At 40.8% G+C, this 14703-nt stretch carries 22 protein-coding genes; 20 read left to right on the forward strand and 2 right to left on the reverse strand.

The features are described 5' to 3' along the window. Nucleotides 1–16 precede the first annotated feature (16 nt). From L2096_RS11975 to L2096_RS12050, 16 genes are all read left to right on the forward strand, one after another. Nucleotides 17–772, forward strand: coding sequence for an AAA family ATPase (locus L2096_RS11975; protein WP_218261858.1), 756 nt, complete (start codon nucleotides 17–19; stop codon nucleotides 770–772). A 2-nt stretch (nucleotides 773–774) separates the two neighbouring features. Then, a complete protein-coding gene (locus tag L2096_RS11980; protein ID WP_218261857.1) occupies nucleotides 775–1443 on the forward strand; it encodes a hypothetical protein in 669 nt (222 codons plus the stop codon). 197 nt (nucleotides 1444–1640) lie between these two features. Then, entirely contained in the window at nucleotides 1641–1985 is a 345-nt protein-coding gene (locus L2096_RS11985; protein WP_233746723.1) for a LysR family transcriptional regulator, read from the forward strand. Next, a complete protein-coding gene (locus L2096_RS11990; protein ID WP_218261855.1) occupies nucleotides 1978–2196 on the forward strand; it encodes a TraR/DksA family transcriptional regulator in 219 nt (72 codons plus the stop codon). The genes L2096_RS11985 and L2096_RS11990 overlap by 8 nt, the downstream gene beginning before the upstream one ends. Continuing rightward, a complete protein-coding gene (locus L2096_RS11995; protein WP_250365489.1) occupies nucleotides 2193–2888 on the forward strand; it encodes an HI_1489 N-terminal domain-containing protein in 696 nt (231 codons plus the stop codon). The genes L2096_RS11990 and L2096_RS11995 overlap by 4 nt, the downstream gene beginning before the upstream one ends. After that, entirely contained in the window at nucleotides 2888–3391 is a 504-nt protein-coding gene (locus tag L2096_RS12000) for a host-nuclease inhibitor Gam family protein (RefSeq protein ID WP_233746727.1), read from the forward strand. The genes L2096_RS11995 and L2096_RS12000 overlap by 1 nt, the downstream gene beginning before the upstream one ends. 21 nt (nucleotides 3392–3412) lie before the next feature. Beyond that, on the forward strand, nucleotides 3413–3685 hold the full coding sequence (locus L2096_RS12005) for an HU family DNA-binding protein (RefSeq protein WP_233746729.1): 273 nt from the start codon (nucleotides 3413–3415) through the stop codon (nucleotides 3683–3685). 154 nt (nucleotides 3686–3839) lie between these two features. Then, a complete protein-coding gene (locus tag L2096_RS12010) occupies nucleotides 3840–4541 on the forward strand; it encodes a DUF2786 domain-containing protein (RefSeq protein ID WP_233746731.1) in 702 nt (233 codons plus the stop codon). Beyond that, a complete protein-coding gene (locus tag L2096_RS12015; RefSeq protein WP_233746733.1) occupies nucleotides 4538–4975 on the forward strand; it encodes a gp16 family protein in 438 nt (145 codons plus the stop codon). The genes L2096_RS12010 and L2096_RS12015 overlap by 4 nt, the downstream gene beginning before the upstream one ends. Beyond that, nucleotides 4935–5366 carry a Mor transcription activator family protein gene (locus L2096_RS12020; protein ID WP_076032331.1) on the forward strand — a complete coding sequence of 144 codons (432 nt, stop codon included), beginning with the start codon at nucleotides 4935–4937 and terminating at the stop codon, nucleotides 5364–5366. The genes L2096_RS12015 and L2096_RS12020 overlap by 41 nt, the downstream gene beginning before the upstream one ends. Nucleotides 5367–5493: 127 nt before the next feature. Then, nucleotides 5494–5994, forward strand: coding sequence for a glycoside hydrolase family 108 protein (locus L2096_RS12025; protein ID WP_250365490.1), 501 nt, complete (start codon nucleotides 5494–5496; stop codon nucleotides 5992–5994). Next, complete coding sequence (locus L2096_RS12030; protein WP_250365491.1) at nucleotides 5991–6527, forward strand: DUF7940 domain-containing protein; 537 nt, start codon at nucleotides 5991–5993, stop codon at nucleotides 6525–6527. Before L2096_RS12025 ends, L2096_RS12030 begins: the two co-directional genes overlap by 4 nt. Then, the gene (locus tag L2096_RS12035; protein ID WP_076032329.1) at nucleotides 6520–6801 is read left to right on the forward strand and encodes a DUF2730 family protein; all 282 of its coding nucleotides are present in this window, start codon (nucleotides 6520–6522) and stop codon (nucleotides 6799–6801) included. The genes L2096_RS12030 and L2096_RS12035 overlap by 8 nt, the downstream gene beginning before the upstream one ends. Nucleotides 6802–6807: 6 nt before the next feature. After that, a complete protein-coding gene (locus tag L2096_RS12040; RefSeq protein ID WP_076032328.1) occupies nucleotides 6808–7101 on the forward strand; it encodes a VpaChn25_0724 family phage protein in 294 nt (97 codons plus the stop codon). A 7-nt stretch (nucleotides 7102–7108) separates the two neighbouring features. Beyond that, complete coding sequence (locus L2096_RS12045) at nucleotides 7109–7675, forward strand: phage protein Gp27 family protein (protein WP_250365492.1); 567 nt, start codon at nucleotides 7109–7111, stop codon at nucleotides 7673–7675. A gap of 2 nt (nucleotides 7676–7677) precedes the next feature. After that, nucleotides 7678–9318, forward strand: coding sequence for a hypothetical protein (locus tag L2096_RS12050; protein WP_250365526.1), 1641 nt, complete (start codon nucleotides 7678–7680; stop codon nucleotides 9316–9318). On the opposite strand, the gene L2096_RS12055 is transcribed toward L2096_RS12050, so the two are convergent. Continuing rightward, nucleotides 9315–10052, reverse strand: a complete 738-nt coding sequence (locus L2096_RS12055; protein WP_250365493.1) for a hypothetical protein — start codon at nucleotides 10050–10052, stop codon at nucleotides 9315–9317. The genes L2096_RS12050 and L2096_RS12055 overlap by 4 nt on opposite strands. A gap of 108 nt (nucleotides 10053–10160) precedes the next feature. Between L2096_RS12055 and L2096_RS12060 the strand changes: the two genes are divergently transcribed. Then, nucleotides 10161–10739 (forward strand): hypothetical protein, encoded by a 579-nt coding sequence (locus L2096_RS12060; protein ID WP_250365494.1) that lies wholly within the window; start codon nucleotides 10161–10163, stop codon nucleotides 10737–10739. 39 nt (nucleotides 10740–10778) lie between these two features. Here L2096_RS12060 and L2096_RS16160 read toward each other — a convergent pair whose 3' ends face one another. Further along, a complete protein-coding gene (locus L2096_RS16160) occupies nucleotides 10779–10955 on the reverse strand; it encodes a YdcA family protein (RefSeq protein WP_502801296.1) in 177 nt (58 codons plus the stop codon). Nucleotides 10956–11114: 159 nt separating this feature from the next. Here L2096_RS16160 and L2096_RS12065 point away from each other — a divergent pair, with 159 nt between their 5' ends. The 3 genes from L2096_RS12065 to L2096_RS12075 all read left to right on the forward strand — a co-directional run bounded on the left by L2096_RS12065 (nucleotide 11115) and on the right by L2096_RS12075 (nucleotide 14600). Then, on the forward strand, nucleotides 11115–12701 hold the full coding sequence (locus L2096_RS12065) for a DUF935 domain-containing protein (RefSeq protein ID WP_250365495.1): 1587 nt from the start codon (nucleotides 11115–11117) through the stop codon (nucleotides 12699–12701). After that, nucleotides 12701–14023 carry a phage head morphogenesis protein gene (locus tag L2096_RS12070; protein ID WP_250365496.1) on the forward strand — a complete coding sequence of 441 codons (1323 nt, stop codon included), beginning with the start codon at nucleotides 12701–12703 and terminating at the stop codon, nucleotides 14021–14023. The genes L2096_RS12065 and L2096_RS12070 overlap by 1 nt, the downstream gene beginning before the upstream one ends. Nucleotides 14024–14123: 100 nt before the next feature. After that, entirely contained in the window at nucleotides 14124–14600 is a 477-nt protein-coding gene (locus L2096_RS12075) for a phage virion morphogenesis protein (protein ID WP_149931184.1), read from the forward strand. The last annotated feature ends 103 nt before the right edge of the window (nucleotides 14601–14703 follow it).

The following is a 14703-nucleotide window of genomic DNA, read 5'->3' on the forward strand; positions in this document are numbered from 1 at the left end:
ATTTATGGTGATTTAAATGACTGCAATTGTCAATCCTATTTATACAACAGGCGGTATCGCTAATATTCGCAATATTGCACAGTGTTATGAAGCTGTGAATCGTACTTTACAGCGCAATCCACTATTGCCCGGCATCTCTGCTTTCTATGGCCCAAGTGGATTCGGTAAGTCAACTGCTGCCAACTATGTAGCGACCAAGACCAATGCATTTTATGTGCAAGTAAAATCAACTTATACAAAAAAAGCCTTTGCTCAAGCGCTGCTACGTGAAATGAGCATTCCAATGCCGAATACGCTTAGCGAAATGATGGAATTAGCTAGTGCTGAATTGGCTAAGTCAGGACGTCCTTTGATCATTGATGAATTTGATCATCTAGTGAACAGCTCTAAAGTTGAAATTGTTAGAGATTTATATGAATCCAGTCAAGGGACATTTTTGATTATTGGCGAAGAGCTTTTAGCACGAAAACTGGAGAAATGGGAACGTTTTCATGGCCGTGTGCTGAACTGGGTGCCTGCCCTACCTTCAGATATTTCTGATGCAATTCAGCTCAGCCGTATTTATGCACCAAGTATTGAAATCGATCAAAGTGTATTAGAGCAATTAGTTTTATCAGTGCGTGGATCAACACGTCGAGTATCCACCAATCTTGAAATGCTGCATGAGCAAGCATTGGAATTTGGTGTCAAGAACATCACCAACAAAGAGTTAAAAATGGTGTTGCCTCAAGGGTTTGTGACTGGCGAAAGTCCAAAACCACGGAGTTTCTGAATATGGATATCACGTTTTTTAGACCAAATTTTAAAGAGTTGGACATCATGAACTCAAAAACACCTTATGAATCTCCTCGGCAGCGCGTCTGGAATGCGATTCGTAAACATCGTGATGAGTTTACGATTGTTCAAGTTGCTGAACTTGGTGCAGCAACATACGAAAGTACACGAGATTTTATCTCTAAATTAAACAAAGCCGGATTTATTGAATGTAAAAGAGTTTTGAATAAAGAAAAATCATTTCAGTTAGTTCAAGACTGCGGTTATGCCTATCCATCTTTTAATAAAAAAGGTGAACAAGTAACTGAAACTACAGGCAATAAAGCAATGTGGAATACGCTACGAATCACAAGTGTTGCTGTTAATGCATATGCTCTAGCCGCACTTTCGAGCACTGATGATCAACCTATTGCAGTAGAAACGGCTAATAACTATCTAATCGCTTTACACAAAGCTGGTTATTTGAAAATTGTGAAACCTGCAAAAGTCACGGGTGGAAAAGCTAAATACATACTATTGCCTGCAATGAACACAGGCCCAAAACCGCCACAAATTCAACGCGCTAAGCATGTATTTGACCCCAACACAAATGAGGTGATGTTTGCAGAACGTCCCGAATTAGATGAAGAACTTAAACATGGAACTTTATTGGGGGTGTTAGATGCATAACTTTAGCCCTGTACCTATGAAAATCCAGCGAGAAGATTATTTTAATCGCCATCGAACTCAAATGTTTCTAGAACGTAACGAATTTATGCGACGTGCTGAATCAGCTGAGTTCGAGCTGCGATTTCAGCGTCAGAAATATCGCACCATGTTTTTTACATTGGTAACGATCATCTTAGCTCTTGCTTGGAGTCTGACCTATGTCGTGTTCTTCTGAATCACCTGTATGGAAATCATTAGTTTATGCGCGTATCGCTGAAGTTGGAAGTATCCAGAAAGTAGCAGATGAGCTTGGATATGCTCGCCCCAGCCTATCGTTGGCATTACGAGATAAGTATGTAGGTAGCACCGATAAATTGATCAAAACTGTTATGAATAAGCTAGGCCAAGTGAAATGCCCTTACCTAGATCAAACCATTACCCCTCAACAATGCCGGAACTTCCGTGAGCGTGAAGCTCCGACTCAGAACCCTGCTGAAATGCGCCATTGGCGCGCGTGTCAAGGATGTGTCAACAAGTGTTTAGAGGTGAAGAAAGATGCCTGATTTTGCAGATATAGCTGAGCAATTAAGTTCAGAGCAGCTACAGCAATCACTTGCTAATCGCTCTCAGTTTACTCAGGTGAGTTACTTTGAGTGTCAAGACTGCGGTGATGATATTCCTGAACAACGTCGCAAGCTAGGTGGTGTGACCTTATGCGTGAGTTGCCAGAGTGTTCTCGAAGCTAAACGAAAAAACTTTGGGAGTAAATCATGAAAACTAGATGTCCTGCATGCGGTGCAACGTCTTCAATTGATGCGTTGCTAGGATACAGCGAAGCAAGCCAAGCGTTTAAATCTTGCTTGGGTTTGGTTGGAGAACTTCAAACGCCTTTAGTGAAGTACCTAGCTTTGTTTCGTCCGGATAGCCGTGATTTAACTTTTGATCGAGCAGCCAAGCTTTTAAATGAACTTGCACCGGACATAGTTGCAAAACAGATCCAGCGTAACCGTCAGACATTCCCAGCGCCACTAGGCGCATGGGTTTGGGCGATTGGAGTTGTGCTAGAACGTCGTGATCAAGGCAAGATTGATCTGCCTTTGAAATCACACGGTTATCTGTACGAAGTGATTAGTTCCTATAAGCCTGAATATGCACCTGTACAGGATTCAACACCAAGAAAGCACGCAGGTGTTCGAGCTGCACATACCACTTATTCAAAAACTGATGCTCAACTTGCAGCGGATCAGGCTGAACATAAACGTTTAAAGCATGAAAAGCCAGCAGTACCTTTCATCGAAATGATGGCTTTTACAAAGATGAATGCCAAGCAACCAACACGAGGATTAAAAAATATTCCTACCGAACAACTTATGGCGCATGTCTCGCAGAACAAGCGTCCAGACGAATCTTTAGAACAATGTTACCAAAGGCTTAAAGCGGCTGAAACAGAGGAGCAATCAAACTAATGGCACGTACAAGTTTAAAAGAACCTCAACTACAAAGTTGGGAAGCGGTTGATCAAACTCTTGCACAGTTAGCCAATCTCAAGCGCGACATCGCACTTGAAGAAGCCGCATGTAATGAACATGTCGATCAAATCAAAAATCAGGCTAAAGAAAAAATGGCTCCACTTCTCGAACGAGTCAAAGCCCATGAACTTCAGCTTAAAGAATTTTGTGATCACCGCAAGACTGAGTTTACCAAGGTTAAAACCAAAAAATTGACACACGGTTCAGTCGGCTACCGCCTATCAACCACGGTATCAATTCCAGATCCAATTTTCACATGCCAAGTCCTCAAACAACTTCAGCTTGAGCATTGTATTCGTACCAAAACTGAACCAGATAAGGAGGCAATCAAACAACTCGCACCAGAACAATTGGCTGAAATCGGCGCAACTGTAAAACCCAAAAATAGCTTTGGCTATGAAATTGAAACCGTTGACCCAGCTGCTACAGCAGCACATTAAAACTCATAGGAAATTTTAAACATGAACCGTTCAGAACTTATTAAACATATCGCAACTTCTACTGGTCTTACACAAACACAAGCAACAAATGCTTTAGATGCTTTCATTTCTGGCGTTAAAGACACTCTAGCAAATGGCGATGAAATCGCATTAGTTGGCTTCGGTACTTTCAAAGTTTCAGACCGCGCTGCGCGCACAGGCCGTAACCCTAAAACGGGTGAAGAGCTACAAATTGCGGCAAGCAAAGTGCCAACCTTTAAAGCCGGTAAAGCCCTCAAGGAAGCGGTGAATTGATTTGATTCAAGCTATGAATTGATTTAACAAAACAAAAGGTCCCGCCTTTTGGCGGGATTTTTTTGGCCTGAATTTAGGAGTTTCACATGATCAAAATTGAAGATTTAGACAACCTGCCACCTGAAGTCATTGAAAGTATTAAGGAGACAACATAATGAGCATGACACGTGAAGAAGCTATTCTGAAAATCAAAAAGTGTTTGGCATTAGCAAAATCAGCAAATGAAAATGAGGCTGCAATTGCGTTACGCCAAGCACAATCATTAATGCGTGAGTTTCAGATTGATCCTGATTTACTCGATATTGTGGAAGCCAGCTGTTATAGCAATGTTAAGAAAACGCCACAGGCTTGGGAATCAACACTGGTCTCAATTATTGCAAGATCAATGCAATGCCGATTGATTTTCTCATCAGGCAATCCTTTCTTCGGTACAAAAGCACAATGGACATTTATTGGTGTCGATCCAGCTCCAGAGATTGCATCCTATGTATTTGATGTTTTATATCGTCAGGCAAATCGTGCAAGAAAAACTTTTATTGAAACGACTCTTAAACGAGTCACGGTTAAAAAAAATAAAGTTCGTCGTGCTGATTTATTTTGCGAAGGTTGGGTGGATACAGTTAAACATCTAATTACTGACTCAAATCTTGAAGTACCAGCGAATACTACCGAACGTATAAAAAAATATATGGATCAGGCTCATACTAACCTTGGTTCATTTACGCCTAAAGATCGTAATAGTGGCAAGGCTCTCAATCCACTTGACTACCATGCAGGTAAACAATCTGGAAAATCCGCTAAACTTAATCAGGCAATGAATGGTGGTAAACAATACGAAAGATTGGGGATGCCATGAAGAAGCCCTCACGCAATCACCGCCTAGCGGCCATTCATCTAGGTAAGAAAGAGCTTGGAATAAATGATGATACTTATCGGGATCTGCTACAGCAGATCACAGGTAAGCGATCTGCCAAGGACTTAAATGATGATGAGCTGATAGCCGTTTTAAAACGTTTAGAAGAACTTGGGTTTAGTAAGAAGGAATTTGGAACTAAACCTAAAGTCAAAGCATCTAAGGATGCTTTGATGGGCAAGATTGAAGCGCTTTTGACAGATGCTGAGCTGCATTGGAACTATGCAATCGGCATTGCTAAAAAAATGTTTAAAAAAGAAGCGTTAGAATTTTGCACTGAAAGTGAGTTACATCGTATAGTTGCGGCATTAGAGTACAGAAAAAAGAGATTGCCCAATGAAAGACGAGTATCTCCACAAACTGCCCGAAAATCTTAGGGTGATTATTCAACTCACAGACTACCGAACCGCAATGACTTTAGTTCAGCGGTTCGGTGGACATGATTATTCATTCCCACCTGTAAAATCTGTTACTGAAAGTCATGAACTTTCAATCCTATTAGGCTTTAATAATTTAAGAAAACTATGCCAGTTCTGGAACGGTGATCGTGTTTATATCCCAAAAGCAGATCGATATATTGGCCTGCTACGCGATCAACGCATCAAGCAAGATTTAGAAGAACTCGGCGCTTCATCAAATATCCAAGATCAACTTGCTGAAAAGTATCGTGTGACGCCACGGTGGATCAGAAAAATTCGTAAAGATATGGTTGAAAACAAACCTGCAAAACACAAAGACGATGACCAACTTGATTTGTTTGAAGCCTAAGCTATAACTCTAACGGTCTCTTTTACCGCCTTCGGGCGGTTTTTTTATTGGAAGTAATTCCGCTCAATTTTAAAGCTTAAAAGTCAAACAATAACCATATATTAAATAATGATTTAAAAGGTTTTTTATGGCACTCACTTTTGATGAAGTGTTTGAACGTACTATGGGCCATGAAGGTGGTTATGTTAATAATCCTAAAGATCCTGGGGGCGAAACAATCTGGGGAATCACAATAGCAACTGCCCGAGCTAATGGTTATACAGGTGCTATGCGCTATATGAAGCGCGATCAAGCTAAAGAGATTTATCGCAAGGCTTATTGGGAGCGCGCTAAATGTGCTCAATATAATTCAGCAATTGGTTTTCAAATGTTTGATGCGGCAGTCAATCATGGGATTGGCAATGCCATTCGTATTTTGCAACGTGCTGTTAGTGTTGCTGACGATGGATTAATTGGGAAAATTACACTTAGCGCAATTAATCAAAAATCGCTAGATGATGTTTTGGTTTTGTTTAATGCAGAACGACTTGAGTTTTATACCAAGTTAAAAACATTCCCTGAATTTGGTCGAGGATGGACACGTCGAGTTGCGAGCAATCTTCGTTATGCAGCTGGAGATACGCCATGAAGAAAACACAGCATAAAATCCCGCGTAGCTTGATGACAACCCGAATTGAAAAAGAAGTTCAGGAACGGTTGAAAGATCAAGTTATCCGACCTGAGCAGCATGCTGCACTGCGCAGTGATCTGAGCAAAGCCACCAGTCAGATTGATGAATTAACACTTAAACTGGCGCAAGTTAAAGAAGAAAAATCAGATCAGGCCAAACGTCACCAAGCACGTGTGACTGAACTTAAAGACAAAATTGAGCAACAGACTAAACAGCTTGTGCCTATGTTAGGTGTTTCCAGTTATGTGGAAAATCACGGTTTTCTGGTACGGAATTGGCAGACGTTCTGGAAATGGTTGTCTACTTGGGCATTTTTAGTAATCGGATATGTCTCTGTATATGGTGTGCCGCAGGAAATTTTAATGCTTGTGCCAGAGGCAAGCCAATCTAAAGTTACTGCTTTATTGGCACTGATTGGGTTTATTGGTCGATTTATCAACCAGAGTAAACCTAAGCCGTTGCCTCCAGTGCAAGGAGATGCCGATGTTTGATTTTCTAAAGCTTGGCTTTGCTGAGGTGCAATGGATCGTGGTGACTGCTATAGGGATCTATGCATGGATTATCCAAAAACATAGTGCATCCGCTAAGGAAATGCTTGATCTACATCTTCGAGTAATTACCCTCGAAAACTCAATGAAAGATATGCCTACGCGTGTCGATATTTCAAACCTACAAGGTCAACTCAATACAGTTAATTCTCAGCTCGGTGGTGTCGAGAAAGGAGTTAATCGTATTGAGGATTATCTTTTAAATAATAATAAGTGAGGTCGTATGAATTTTGAAAATCATCTTAAAGAAGAAATGCGACTGGTACTATTGCGCTTGTTGAATGAATTGCCATCTTATCGGGGCAATAGCTCTACTTTACACGGTGGTTTGAATCATTGGGGTTTAAGTTTTAGTCGTGACCAAGTGAAAACTGAGCTGTATTGGCTTAAAGATCAGGGCTGTATTGAAATTGAGATGGATAACCCTGCTGTGCTGGTTGTGCGATTGACTGAACGTGGACAAGACTTCGTTGAAGGTCGTGGTCGTATTGCTGGTATTAAGCGTCCATCTGCATAGGTGAAATATGGCGAAGTCTTTTATGCATAAGCTCTCTGACGAACAGCGCGCATTTATTGAAAAGATGTTGCGTGAAGATCGGCTCACACTCAATGAAATGATGGATGAAATTCGTGCCGAATTTCCAAGCGATTGTATTCCAAGTCGTTCTGCACTGGGTCGCGAGAAAAAAGGCTGGGCTGAAGAAGCTAAAGCCATGCGTGAGTTTGCTGCGGCATCTGAAGTGCTAGTTAAAGAGTTTGGTGAAGATCCAGACGATAAAGGCGGCATGTTATTGGCACAAGCGGTACAAGCGATTGTAACTAAAAAGGCTTTGGATGAGCTGACAAATACTGGGGATGATCCAGAAAAACCTAAAATGGATATTGATGCTGTTGGTGCGTTGGCGCGTGCTGCTCGTGCTGCCATGATGACCAAGGAAAAAGCTGTAGATAATCGTCAGGAAATTCGCCGATTGGCACGTGAAGAATTGCTTAAAGAACAAGACGAAAATCTGAAAAAAGCCGCCGCTTCACAAGGCATGGGAGCAGAGCAACTTCAATTCTGGCGTGAAAAAGTACTAGGTATCAAATAATGATGAATGCACCAAAGCCACGGCAAGATACTGTACGGATTATTAACTGGGATGACCTTCCTGAACGGGCACGCAATTTACCCAACAACTTAAATCCTTTCGAGGAAGGTGTTTTGATGAAACACCAAGTTGAATGGTTAAAGATTAAAACCGATATTAAAGCCTGTCCGAAAGGCCGACGTACTGGTATTACTTTTGCCGAGAGTTTTGATGCTGTATTTACCGCAGCAGCGAGCAAAGAAGCTGGCGGTATGAGCGTTTATTATATTGGGGATACCAAAGAAAAAGGTCTGGAATTTATTGGCTACTGTGCCAAGTTTTCTCGTGTGATTGCTGAGGCTCAGGGTCAAGGTATTTCTCAGATTGAAGAATTTCTTTTTGAAGACCAGAACGACAAAGGTGAAACTCGTCAAATCACGGCTTACCGTGTGCGTTATTCGAGTGGTTTTCAAATTGTGGCTTTATCCAGCCGTCCTGAAAATATTCGAGGTTTGCAGGGTAAAGTGATCATCGATGAAGCAGCATTCCATCCCAACGTTCAGGGCGTGATTGAAGCTGCAACAGCGCTTTTGATCTGGGGCGGTCGAATCTCCATCATCAGCTCGCATAATGGTAAAAACAATCCGTTCAACCAGTTTGTCAAAGATATTGAAAACGGTGTCTTTGGTGAAGATGCAAAAGTGCATGTGGTCACTTTTGATGATGCGGTTGCTAATGGCCTGTATGAGCGTGTTTGCTTTATGCAAGGCAAGGCACCAACACTTGATGGTAAAGAGAAATGGTATAAAAAGATCCGTAAAGCATACGGTAGCCGTAAGGCCGCTATGCGCGAAGAGCTGGATGCCATTCCAAGAGATGGATCATCCGTATGCTTGCCACAGCTTTGGATAGAACGTGCAATGCCAGAAGTGCGAACTGTGCTCCGATTGGCATTGGGTGATGATTTTACTGAGCTAACGCCAGATGAACGCGATGCGTATATCGATGACTGGATTGAGCGATATTTAGAACCTGAACTTCAGAAGCTAGATAAACGTTTTCAGCATTGTGCTGGACAGGACTATGCACGGCATCGTGACTTTAGTTTTATCTTGCCTTTTTATATTGCACAAGACTTAAGACGTATTGCGCCCTTTGCTATTGAGATGCATCGAGTACCATCTCGGTTACAACAAAAAATACTCTGGTACATGCTGGATCGGCTGCCACGCTTTGGTGGTATTGCTATGGATGCGACTGGTAATGGTGAAACGCTGGCCGAGAACACTGCTGAAAAATATGGCGAACATATGGTGCATCAAATTAAGTTGAGCCGTGCATGGTATGGCCTCTGGACACCTAAGTTGGTCACAGCATTTGAAGAAGACATGATTGACTTACCGCGTGATGCTGATCTTAAAAATGATTGCTCTGCGATTGAAGAAGTCGACGGGATTTATATGGTGTCAAAGGTACGTGCCAAAGACTTGAAGGAACCAGAGCTATATCGACACGGTGATGGTGCTGTGGCAATGATTCTAGGTTGGTTTGCGAGTCTGCATTTATCATCCGCAATTGAGTTTATTGCACTTCCATCAAAGGACGAGATGGAAGTAAATGCGGATGATTTTGATGAGTGGTGTAGTGGAAGACTTATTTATTAATTTATAAGTTCTTCCAAATTAGCTTCAACTGATTGATTATAGTTTGAAAAACTAACTGTTAATCTAAAATTTCTTGAATATTTTTTTCCATATATATCATAAAAATTGATTGAAATAACCTGATGTTCAATTTCACCTTGTAAGAAATAGTTGATCTCGTCTTCATTGAAAACATAAGTAACTGTGAATTTATCATCAGGTGACAAGGAATATTCATAACCAATAACTTTTTTTTCATTTAAATCAACTATCTCAATATTTCTTATTTTATTAAACTTCTGCTTGATGGTTAACTCAAAGTAAAAATGTGTTCGAGTTCTTTCATCAATTATTTTCCCAGATTCCACATCATAAATGGGAATATTATCATTGATATATTTTTTATTTAATAAAAGCACATCAAAAATTGGTTCAACTTCAAAATGTTTTTGATTGGTATTTTGTTCATGAATTTCATTAAGTCGTTTTTGCTCATCAACGGCATTCTTCAATTCATGTGCTTGTAGGCGTAAAGCTACAGTATTCTGTTTTAGCTCTTGACCTTGCTGATAGTATCCAAAAACAAGCCAGAGAAAAGCTAATGGAGCAAACACCCCAGCAAGATAGTCCCCCATTTCATTGAGTTTTAGAGTGGAAATTTCATCTAAATTAGTCAGCTTGAAGATAAGTATTAGATAAATAAGGGTCGCTACTGACACAATGATTAAGCTTAAATTTTCTTTTATTTTGTTCATGGAAAAATAGATTTCAAAATCGTTAGATTTGAGTTTATTGGAAAAGCTTTAACTTTTGAATCCCTCATAACTTAAGTAAGATGGCTGCTTAGTACTCAGGGGAAATTTATGAAAAAAACAGCTTCAACTAGTTTAATTTGTATGATGAGTCTGGCTGCATGCTCTAATTCAGAATCACCAAAATTAGAAACAACGTCTCCTCAGACCAGTGAGCAAAGAGAATTAAACTCGGTCACACAGAATTCATCTCAACCAAATCAGGAAGATATTACTCCGGAACAGGCTCACGAGTTTGCAAAAAACTTACTAAATAAAATTGATGAAGACGAGAAATTTCTCAATGATGCTTTTAAGTTAGGTGAATACAGTACATTTTCAAAATATGTTATGACTGATTGGCCTAATTACGTCAATAAACCTTATAGTGAAGTTGAAGCCAAACAACCGATGGGACGTCCTTACTTTCCATCCAGTGATGTTGCTTCTCCTTATGCAAAATGTGATACAGCTTTAGGCGATCTTTACATTTACGCTGGTGTTATGGGCAATTTGCTTAAAGAAGATACGGCAACGAATCGAAAGATTTATAGAAAAGAAAAAGAAGACTTTTTGAAATCGAAAACTCAATGTGCTGAACGGGTCAATATGACTTACGATCAAGCTTATGAAGCTGATGAAAAAGAATAATAGATCAGAGAAGGGCTTTACCCTTCTCTTTATTTTGCTTTATTGACGACTACACACTTTTTTAGATTGGCTAACTGAACCATCTTTACAGATAAATAGTTTGCCCTGACAGTGGCTAATGCCACCTTTGCTGCCTGAACATGGCTGTCTGCCTTTTGCAAAGACTGTTGATGTAGAGAGTAGGACAATTAAAGTACCTAATAATATTTTTTGCATCGTATTCCCCTAAAATTATGATGTTATTGAGTTGTTTGTTTGAACAGTATATTGATGACATAGAATTCAGTGCAAGTTTTTATGAATGGAAATATTTCCAATCCATTTCTAACAGCAAATCTTTCACATTAGGCACAATCTCGTATTGTGCTTAATTTTATGGCTAAGAAAAAATCTAAATCTAACGTTCCAGATCGCAGCGCGTTAGAAACCAATCAAACTGCTGAGATTGCATGGTTAGCAAACCAGTGGCAGGAACATCCAACGGTTGGTTTGACACCAGAACGTTTAAATCGACTATTAACCGATGCAGAACAAGGTAATCTGACTGCTCAGGCTGATCTATTTTCGGACATGGAAGAAAAAGACACTCATATTTTTAGTGAGATGGATAAGCGTAAAAAGGGATTGAATGGACTGGAGTGGAATGTAAACCCTCCCAAAAATGCGACTGCACAAGAAAAAAAAATTGCTGAAGAAGTTACTGAGTGGATTGATGACATTAAAGACTTTGAGATGTTTTTATTTGATGCAATGGATGGCGTTGGTCATGGTTATTCATGCCAAGAGATTGAATGGCATCAGATGGGTAGTCTTTGGCTACCAAAGTCTTTTGAGCATATAAATCCTCGTAATTTTATGACTCCTTATAACCAGCCGAATGAATTAAGAATCAATGATGGCTCACCGGATGGTGTGGATTTTCTAGATTTTGGCTGGTTCATTCATCGACACAAAGCCAAATCCGGTTACATCGCTCGTTCAGGATTACATCGCATTTTGTCATGGCCATTTCTGTTTAAGAACTATGGTATCCGAGATGTCATGGAATTTCTGGAAATCTATGGTCTGCCTATCCGAGTTGGTAAATATCCCTCTGGTGCAACAGCTGAAGAGAAAATGACTTTGCTTCGTGCGGTGATGATGATTGGCCGCAATGCTGGTGGTGCAATCCCTCAAGGCATGAGTATCGATTTTGAATCAGCCGCTACGGGCGATACTGATAATCATATGGCACTAATCAAATGGTGTGAACAAAGTCAATCTAAAGCCATTGTTGGTGGTACTTTGCTCTCTCAAGCAGATGGTAAAACCAGTACCAATGCACAAAGTAAAACCCATGAAGTTCAGTTTGATAAATTAGTCAAGTCTGATGCCAAGCAATTGAGCCGGTCAATCACTGATAGTTTGATCAGTCATATGATGCGCTTAAATTATCCTAATGTGACTGAAGACCGTTATCCAGCATTTGCTTTTGACACATCTGATATTGAAGACATGGAGTCATTTAGTAATTCACTAGATAAACTTGTGCCTTTAGGTTTCAGAATACCGCGTGCTTGGGCACATAAAAAGTTGGGAATTCCTGAGCCTGCCGATGATGATGAGCCAGTGCTTAGCGTTCAAAAAGAGCCAGTATCGACTGTACCTAGTTTAGCGATCAATCGATATCAGCCTCACTTGAATGGACAATTACTCGCAGCCAATAGCGCTCAATTACCCATCGAAGACCAAGCCATGCAGATGCTTCTCAATGAGCAGACTGCAATAGCTCAAGCCACGGTTCAGGACTGGACGCAAGATTTATTTAAAAAAATCCAGTCGGGTCAAAATAAAGATGAAGTTCTAACACTCCTGCAAGATGCCTACCCGAATGATGATGAGCCTGCTTTACAAGACAAACTCACCCGTTTGATTTTTGCATGTGAAGTTATGGGACGTCTTAGCGTTGAGAGTGAAAGCTAATGCCAATACCTCAACGGCCAGAACTCAATGCATTATTCAATTTGCCCCCAACTGATGCAATTGATTACCTAAAAAATAAGGGATTTAAAATTGGTTGGGACTGGCATGAAACTTTAGACGATGCGCATAGCCGTGCATTTACGGTCGCAAAAGTTGCTCGGATTGATATTCTGCAAGACATTCGTAAATCGCTTATAACCGCGTTAGAGAGCGGTCAGAGCTTTGAAAAGTGGAAAGCCAACCTAACACCCGTCTTGCAAGATAAAGGCTGGTGGGGGCGTAAAACGGTTAAAAACCCAGAAGGTTTAGATCAAGAAGTGCAACTGGGTAGCCCTCGTCGCCTGCGTACCATTTATGACACCAATATGCAGAGCGCATTTTCTGCGGGGCGTTACAAAGCCATGCTGGCGGGTGCTGAAACCCGCCCGTATTGGGAATGGCGTCATATTACGATTTCTAATCCACGAAAGCAGCACGTGGCATTAAACGGTTGTATTTTTCGATATGACGATCCATTCTGGAACGTTGCTTATCCGCCAAGTGAATGGGGTTGTAAATGTCGCATCATTGCCAGATCTGCCCGTGAAGTAGGTGAACGTGAGGTTTTATCGAGTGATGGCTACAGCTCAGAAGTGAATGAGAAAGTTGGTACAGACCGTAATACGGGTGCTGATGTATTCGCTAAACGTACTCAGTTTAATATTCCGATTAAATCAGGAGAAACCCTGACATTCGCCCCTGCTGCGGGTTTTAATGGCTCCCCTGCCAGTAGCTATTTATTAGATACGGTTTTAACCAAACGTGCTACGGATTTGATGGGAACAACTAAAGGCTTACAACAGGTGCAGCAGATGCTAAATGCTCGGCCACGTATTAAAGCACATGAGGCTTTTGTCAAAAACTCGATGAGCTTTGCCAAGCCTCAGAATAAAACCAGTACCGTTGGTGTGATTCAAGCCAAAGAAATCGAGTTTTTAACACAGAAAGGTCAAGTGGTTGGTAGTCCGGTTATGACGATTAGCGACCACTTGATGGTTGGCAAAAAAGCGCAACGGCATACTGAAGCTGGTAATGCACCTAGTATTGAGGAGTGGATGAAGCTCCCACAATTGATCACTCAAGCTGAACAGGTTGTCTATGATGTAAAAAATGACAGCGTTTTATATTTATTACCCGCACTGGTCAAGCAACACGAGGATGACGTACTGAAGCTTTCTGCACGAAATCAAAATGGCGTGATGGAAATTGTAAGTATTTTTAAGGTGCAGAATAAGGCAATTCTTGACGGTTTGAATGCAAACCAGTACGAATCAATTCGATGAGGAGATGGCGGCTGACTTGCACAGCATAATACTGAGTAGCAATACGCTAAACCGTAACCATTCTATTTGGAAACTACCATCTCAAGGAATAGTTTAAATTATGAGCATCATACAAATCAATGACCAGTTGCTTGTTGAGAAGTTACATACTGTTGCTGAACATCTTGATCAACCTATTCGGCTTAGTCATTCAATAGCCAATAGTTTGTTAACAGTCGTTGAAGATAATTTTGATAATGAAGGTCGACCTGCATGGGCAGGTTTAAGTGCTGTGACATTGGCTCGACGTAAAGCAGGTAAAATTTTACATCAATCAGGTCAGTTACGTAGAAGCATTGTCACGGCTGTAAAGGATAATGAGGTCATGATTGGTACAAATGACCCTAAAGCTCCTACTCACCAGTTCGGTGCCAAGCAAGGGCAATATGGTAAAAACGCTCGAAACAAACCCATTCCTTGGGGAAACATCCCTGCCCGCCCGTTTATTCCGATGGATGCCAGTGGTAATTTGCAGCACGAAGCGGAACAGGCCATTTGGGATGATGCTGATCATTTTTATAAATCGATATTCGGTTAAGCTTAAACACAGCGTTAGATAGACGTTAGATTTTTATATTTTGAATGAAAACACTGAAAACCATGAATCTATCGTCTATATAAAAATAACAGCTTATAACGCC

Source organism: Acinetobacter sp. ACZLY 512 (genome assembly GCF_023614015.1).
GTDB classification, from domain to species: domain Bacteria; phylum Pseudomonadota; class Gammaproteobacteria; order Pseudomonadales; family Moraxellaceae; genus Acinetobacter; species Acinetobacter soli.

What these genes read in the sequence shown, in the direction of transcription:
- L2096_RS11975 (WP_218261858.1), top strand. Translation starts at nt 17, where the DNA reads ATGACTGCAATTGTCAATCCTATTTATACAACAGGCGGTATCGCTAAT.
- L2096_RS11980 (WP_218261857.1), top strand. Translation starts at nt 775, where the DNA reads ATGGATATCACGTTTTTTAGACCAAATTTTAAAGAGTTGGACATCATG.
- L2096_RS11985 (WP_233746723.1), top strand. Translation starts at nt 1,641, where the DNA reads ATGTCGTGTTCTTCTGAATCACCTGTATGGAAATCATTAGTTTATGCG.
- L2096_RS11990 (WP_218261855.1), top strand. Translation starts at nt 1,978, where the DNA reads ATGCCTGATTTTGCAGATATAGCTGAGCAATTAAGTTCAGAGCAGCTA.
- L2096_RS11995 (WP_250365489.1), top strand. Translation starts at nt 2,193, where the DNA reads ATGAAAACTAGATGTCCTGCATGCGGTGCAACGTCTTCAATTGATGCG.
- L2096_RS12000 (WP_233746727.1), top strand. Translation starts at nt 2,888, where the DNA reads ATGGCACGTACAAGTTTAAAAGAACCTCAACTACAAAGTTGGGAAGCG.
- L2096_RS12005 (WP_233746729.1), top strand. Translation starts at nt 3,413, where the DNA reads ATGAACCGTTCAGAACTTATTAAACATATCGCAACTTCTACTGGTCTT.
- L2096_RS12010 (WP_233746731.1), top strand. Translation starts at nt 3,840, where the DNA reads ATGAGCATGACACGTGAAGAAGCTATTCTGAAAATCAAAAAGTGTTTG.
- L2096_RS12015 (WP_233746733.1), top strand. Translation starts at nt 4,538, where the DNA reads ATGAAGAAGCCCTCACGCAATCACCGCCTAGCGGCCATTCATCTAGGT.
- L2096_RS12020 (WP_076032331.1), top strand. Translation starts at nt 4,935, where the DNA reads ATGAAAGACGAGTATCTCCACAAACTGCCCGAAAATCTTAGGGTGATT.
- L2096_RS12025 (WP_250365490.1), top strand. Translation starts at nt 5,494, where the DNA reads ATGGCACTCACTTTTGATGAAGTGTTTGAACGTACTATGGGCCATGAA.
- L2096_RS12030 (WP_250365491.1), top strand. Translation starts at nt 5,991, where the DNA reads ATGAAGAAAACACAGCATAAAATCCCGCGTAGCTTGATGACAACCCGA.
- L2096_RS12035 (WP_076032329.1), top strand. Translation starts at nt 6,520, where the DNA reads ATGTTTGATTTTCTAAAGCTTGGCTTTGCTGAGGTGCAATGGATCGTG.
- L2096_RS12040 (WP_076032328.1), top strand. Translation starts at nt 6,808, where the DNA reads ATGAATTTTGAAAATCATCTTAAAGAAGAAATGCGACTGGTACTATTG.
- L2096_RS12045 (WP_250365492.1), top strand. Translation starts at nt 7,109, where the DNA reads ATGGCGAAGTCTTTTATGCATAAGCTCTCTGACGAACAGCGCGCATTT.
- L2096_RS12050 (WP_250365526.1), top strand. Translation starts at nt 7,678, where the DNA reads ATGAATGCACCAAAGCCACGGCAAGATACTGTACGGATTATTAACTGG.
- L2096_RS12055 (WP_250365493.1), bottom strand. Translation starts at nt 10,052, where the DNA reads ATGAACAAAATAAAAGAAAATTTAAGCTTAATCATTGTGTCAGTAGCG.
- L2096_RS12060 (WP_250365494.1), top strand. Translation starts at nt 10,161, where the DNA reads ATGAAAAAAACAGCTTCAACTAGTTTAATTTGTATGATGAGTCTGGCT.
- L2096_RS16160 (WP_502801296.1), bottom strand. Translation starts at nt 10,955, where the DNA reads ATGCAAAAAATATTATTAGGTACTTTAATTGTCCTACTCTCTACATCA.
- L2096_RS12065 (WP_250365495.1), top strand. Translation starts at nt 11,115, where the DNA reads ATGGCTAAGAAAAAATCTAAATCTAACGTTCCAGATCGCAGCGCGTTA.
- L2096_RS12070 (WP_250365496.1), top strand. Translation starts at nt 12,701, where the DNA reads ATGCCAATACCTCAACGGCCAGAACTCAATGCATTATTCAATTTGCCC.
- L2096_RS12075 (WP_149931184.1), top strand. Translation starts at nt 14,124, where the DNA reads ATGAGCATCATACAAATCAATGACCAGTTGCTTGTTGAGAAGTTACAT.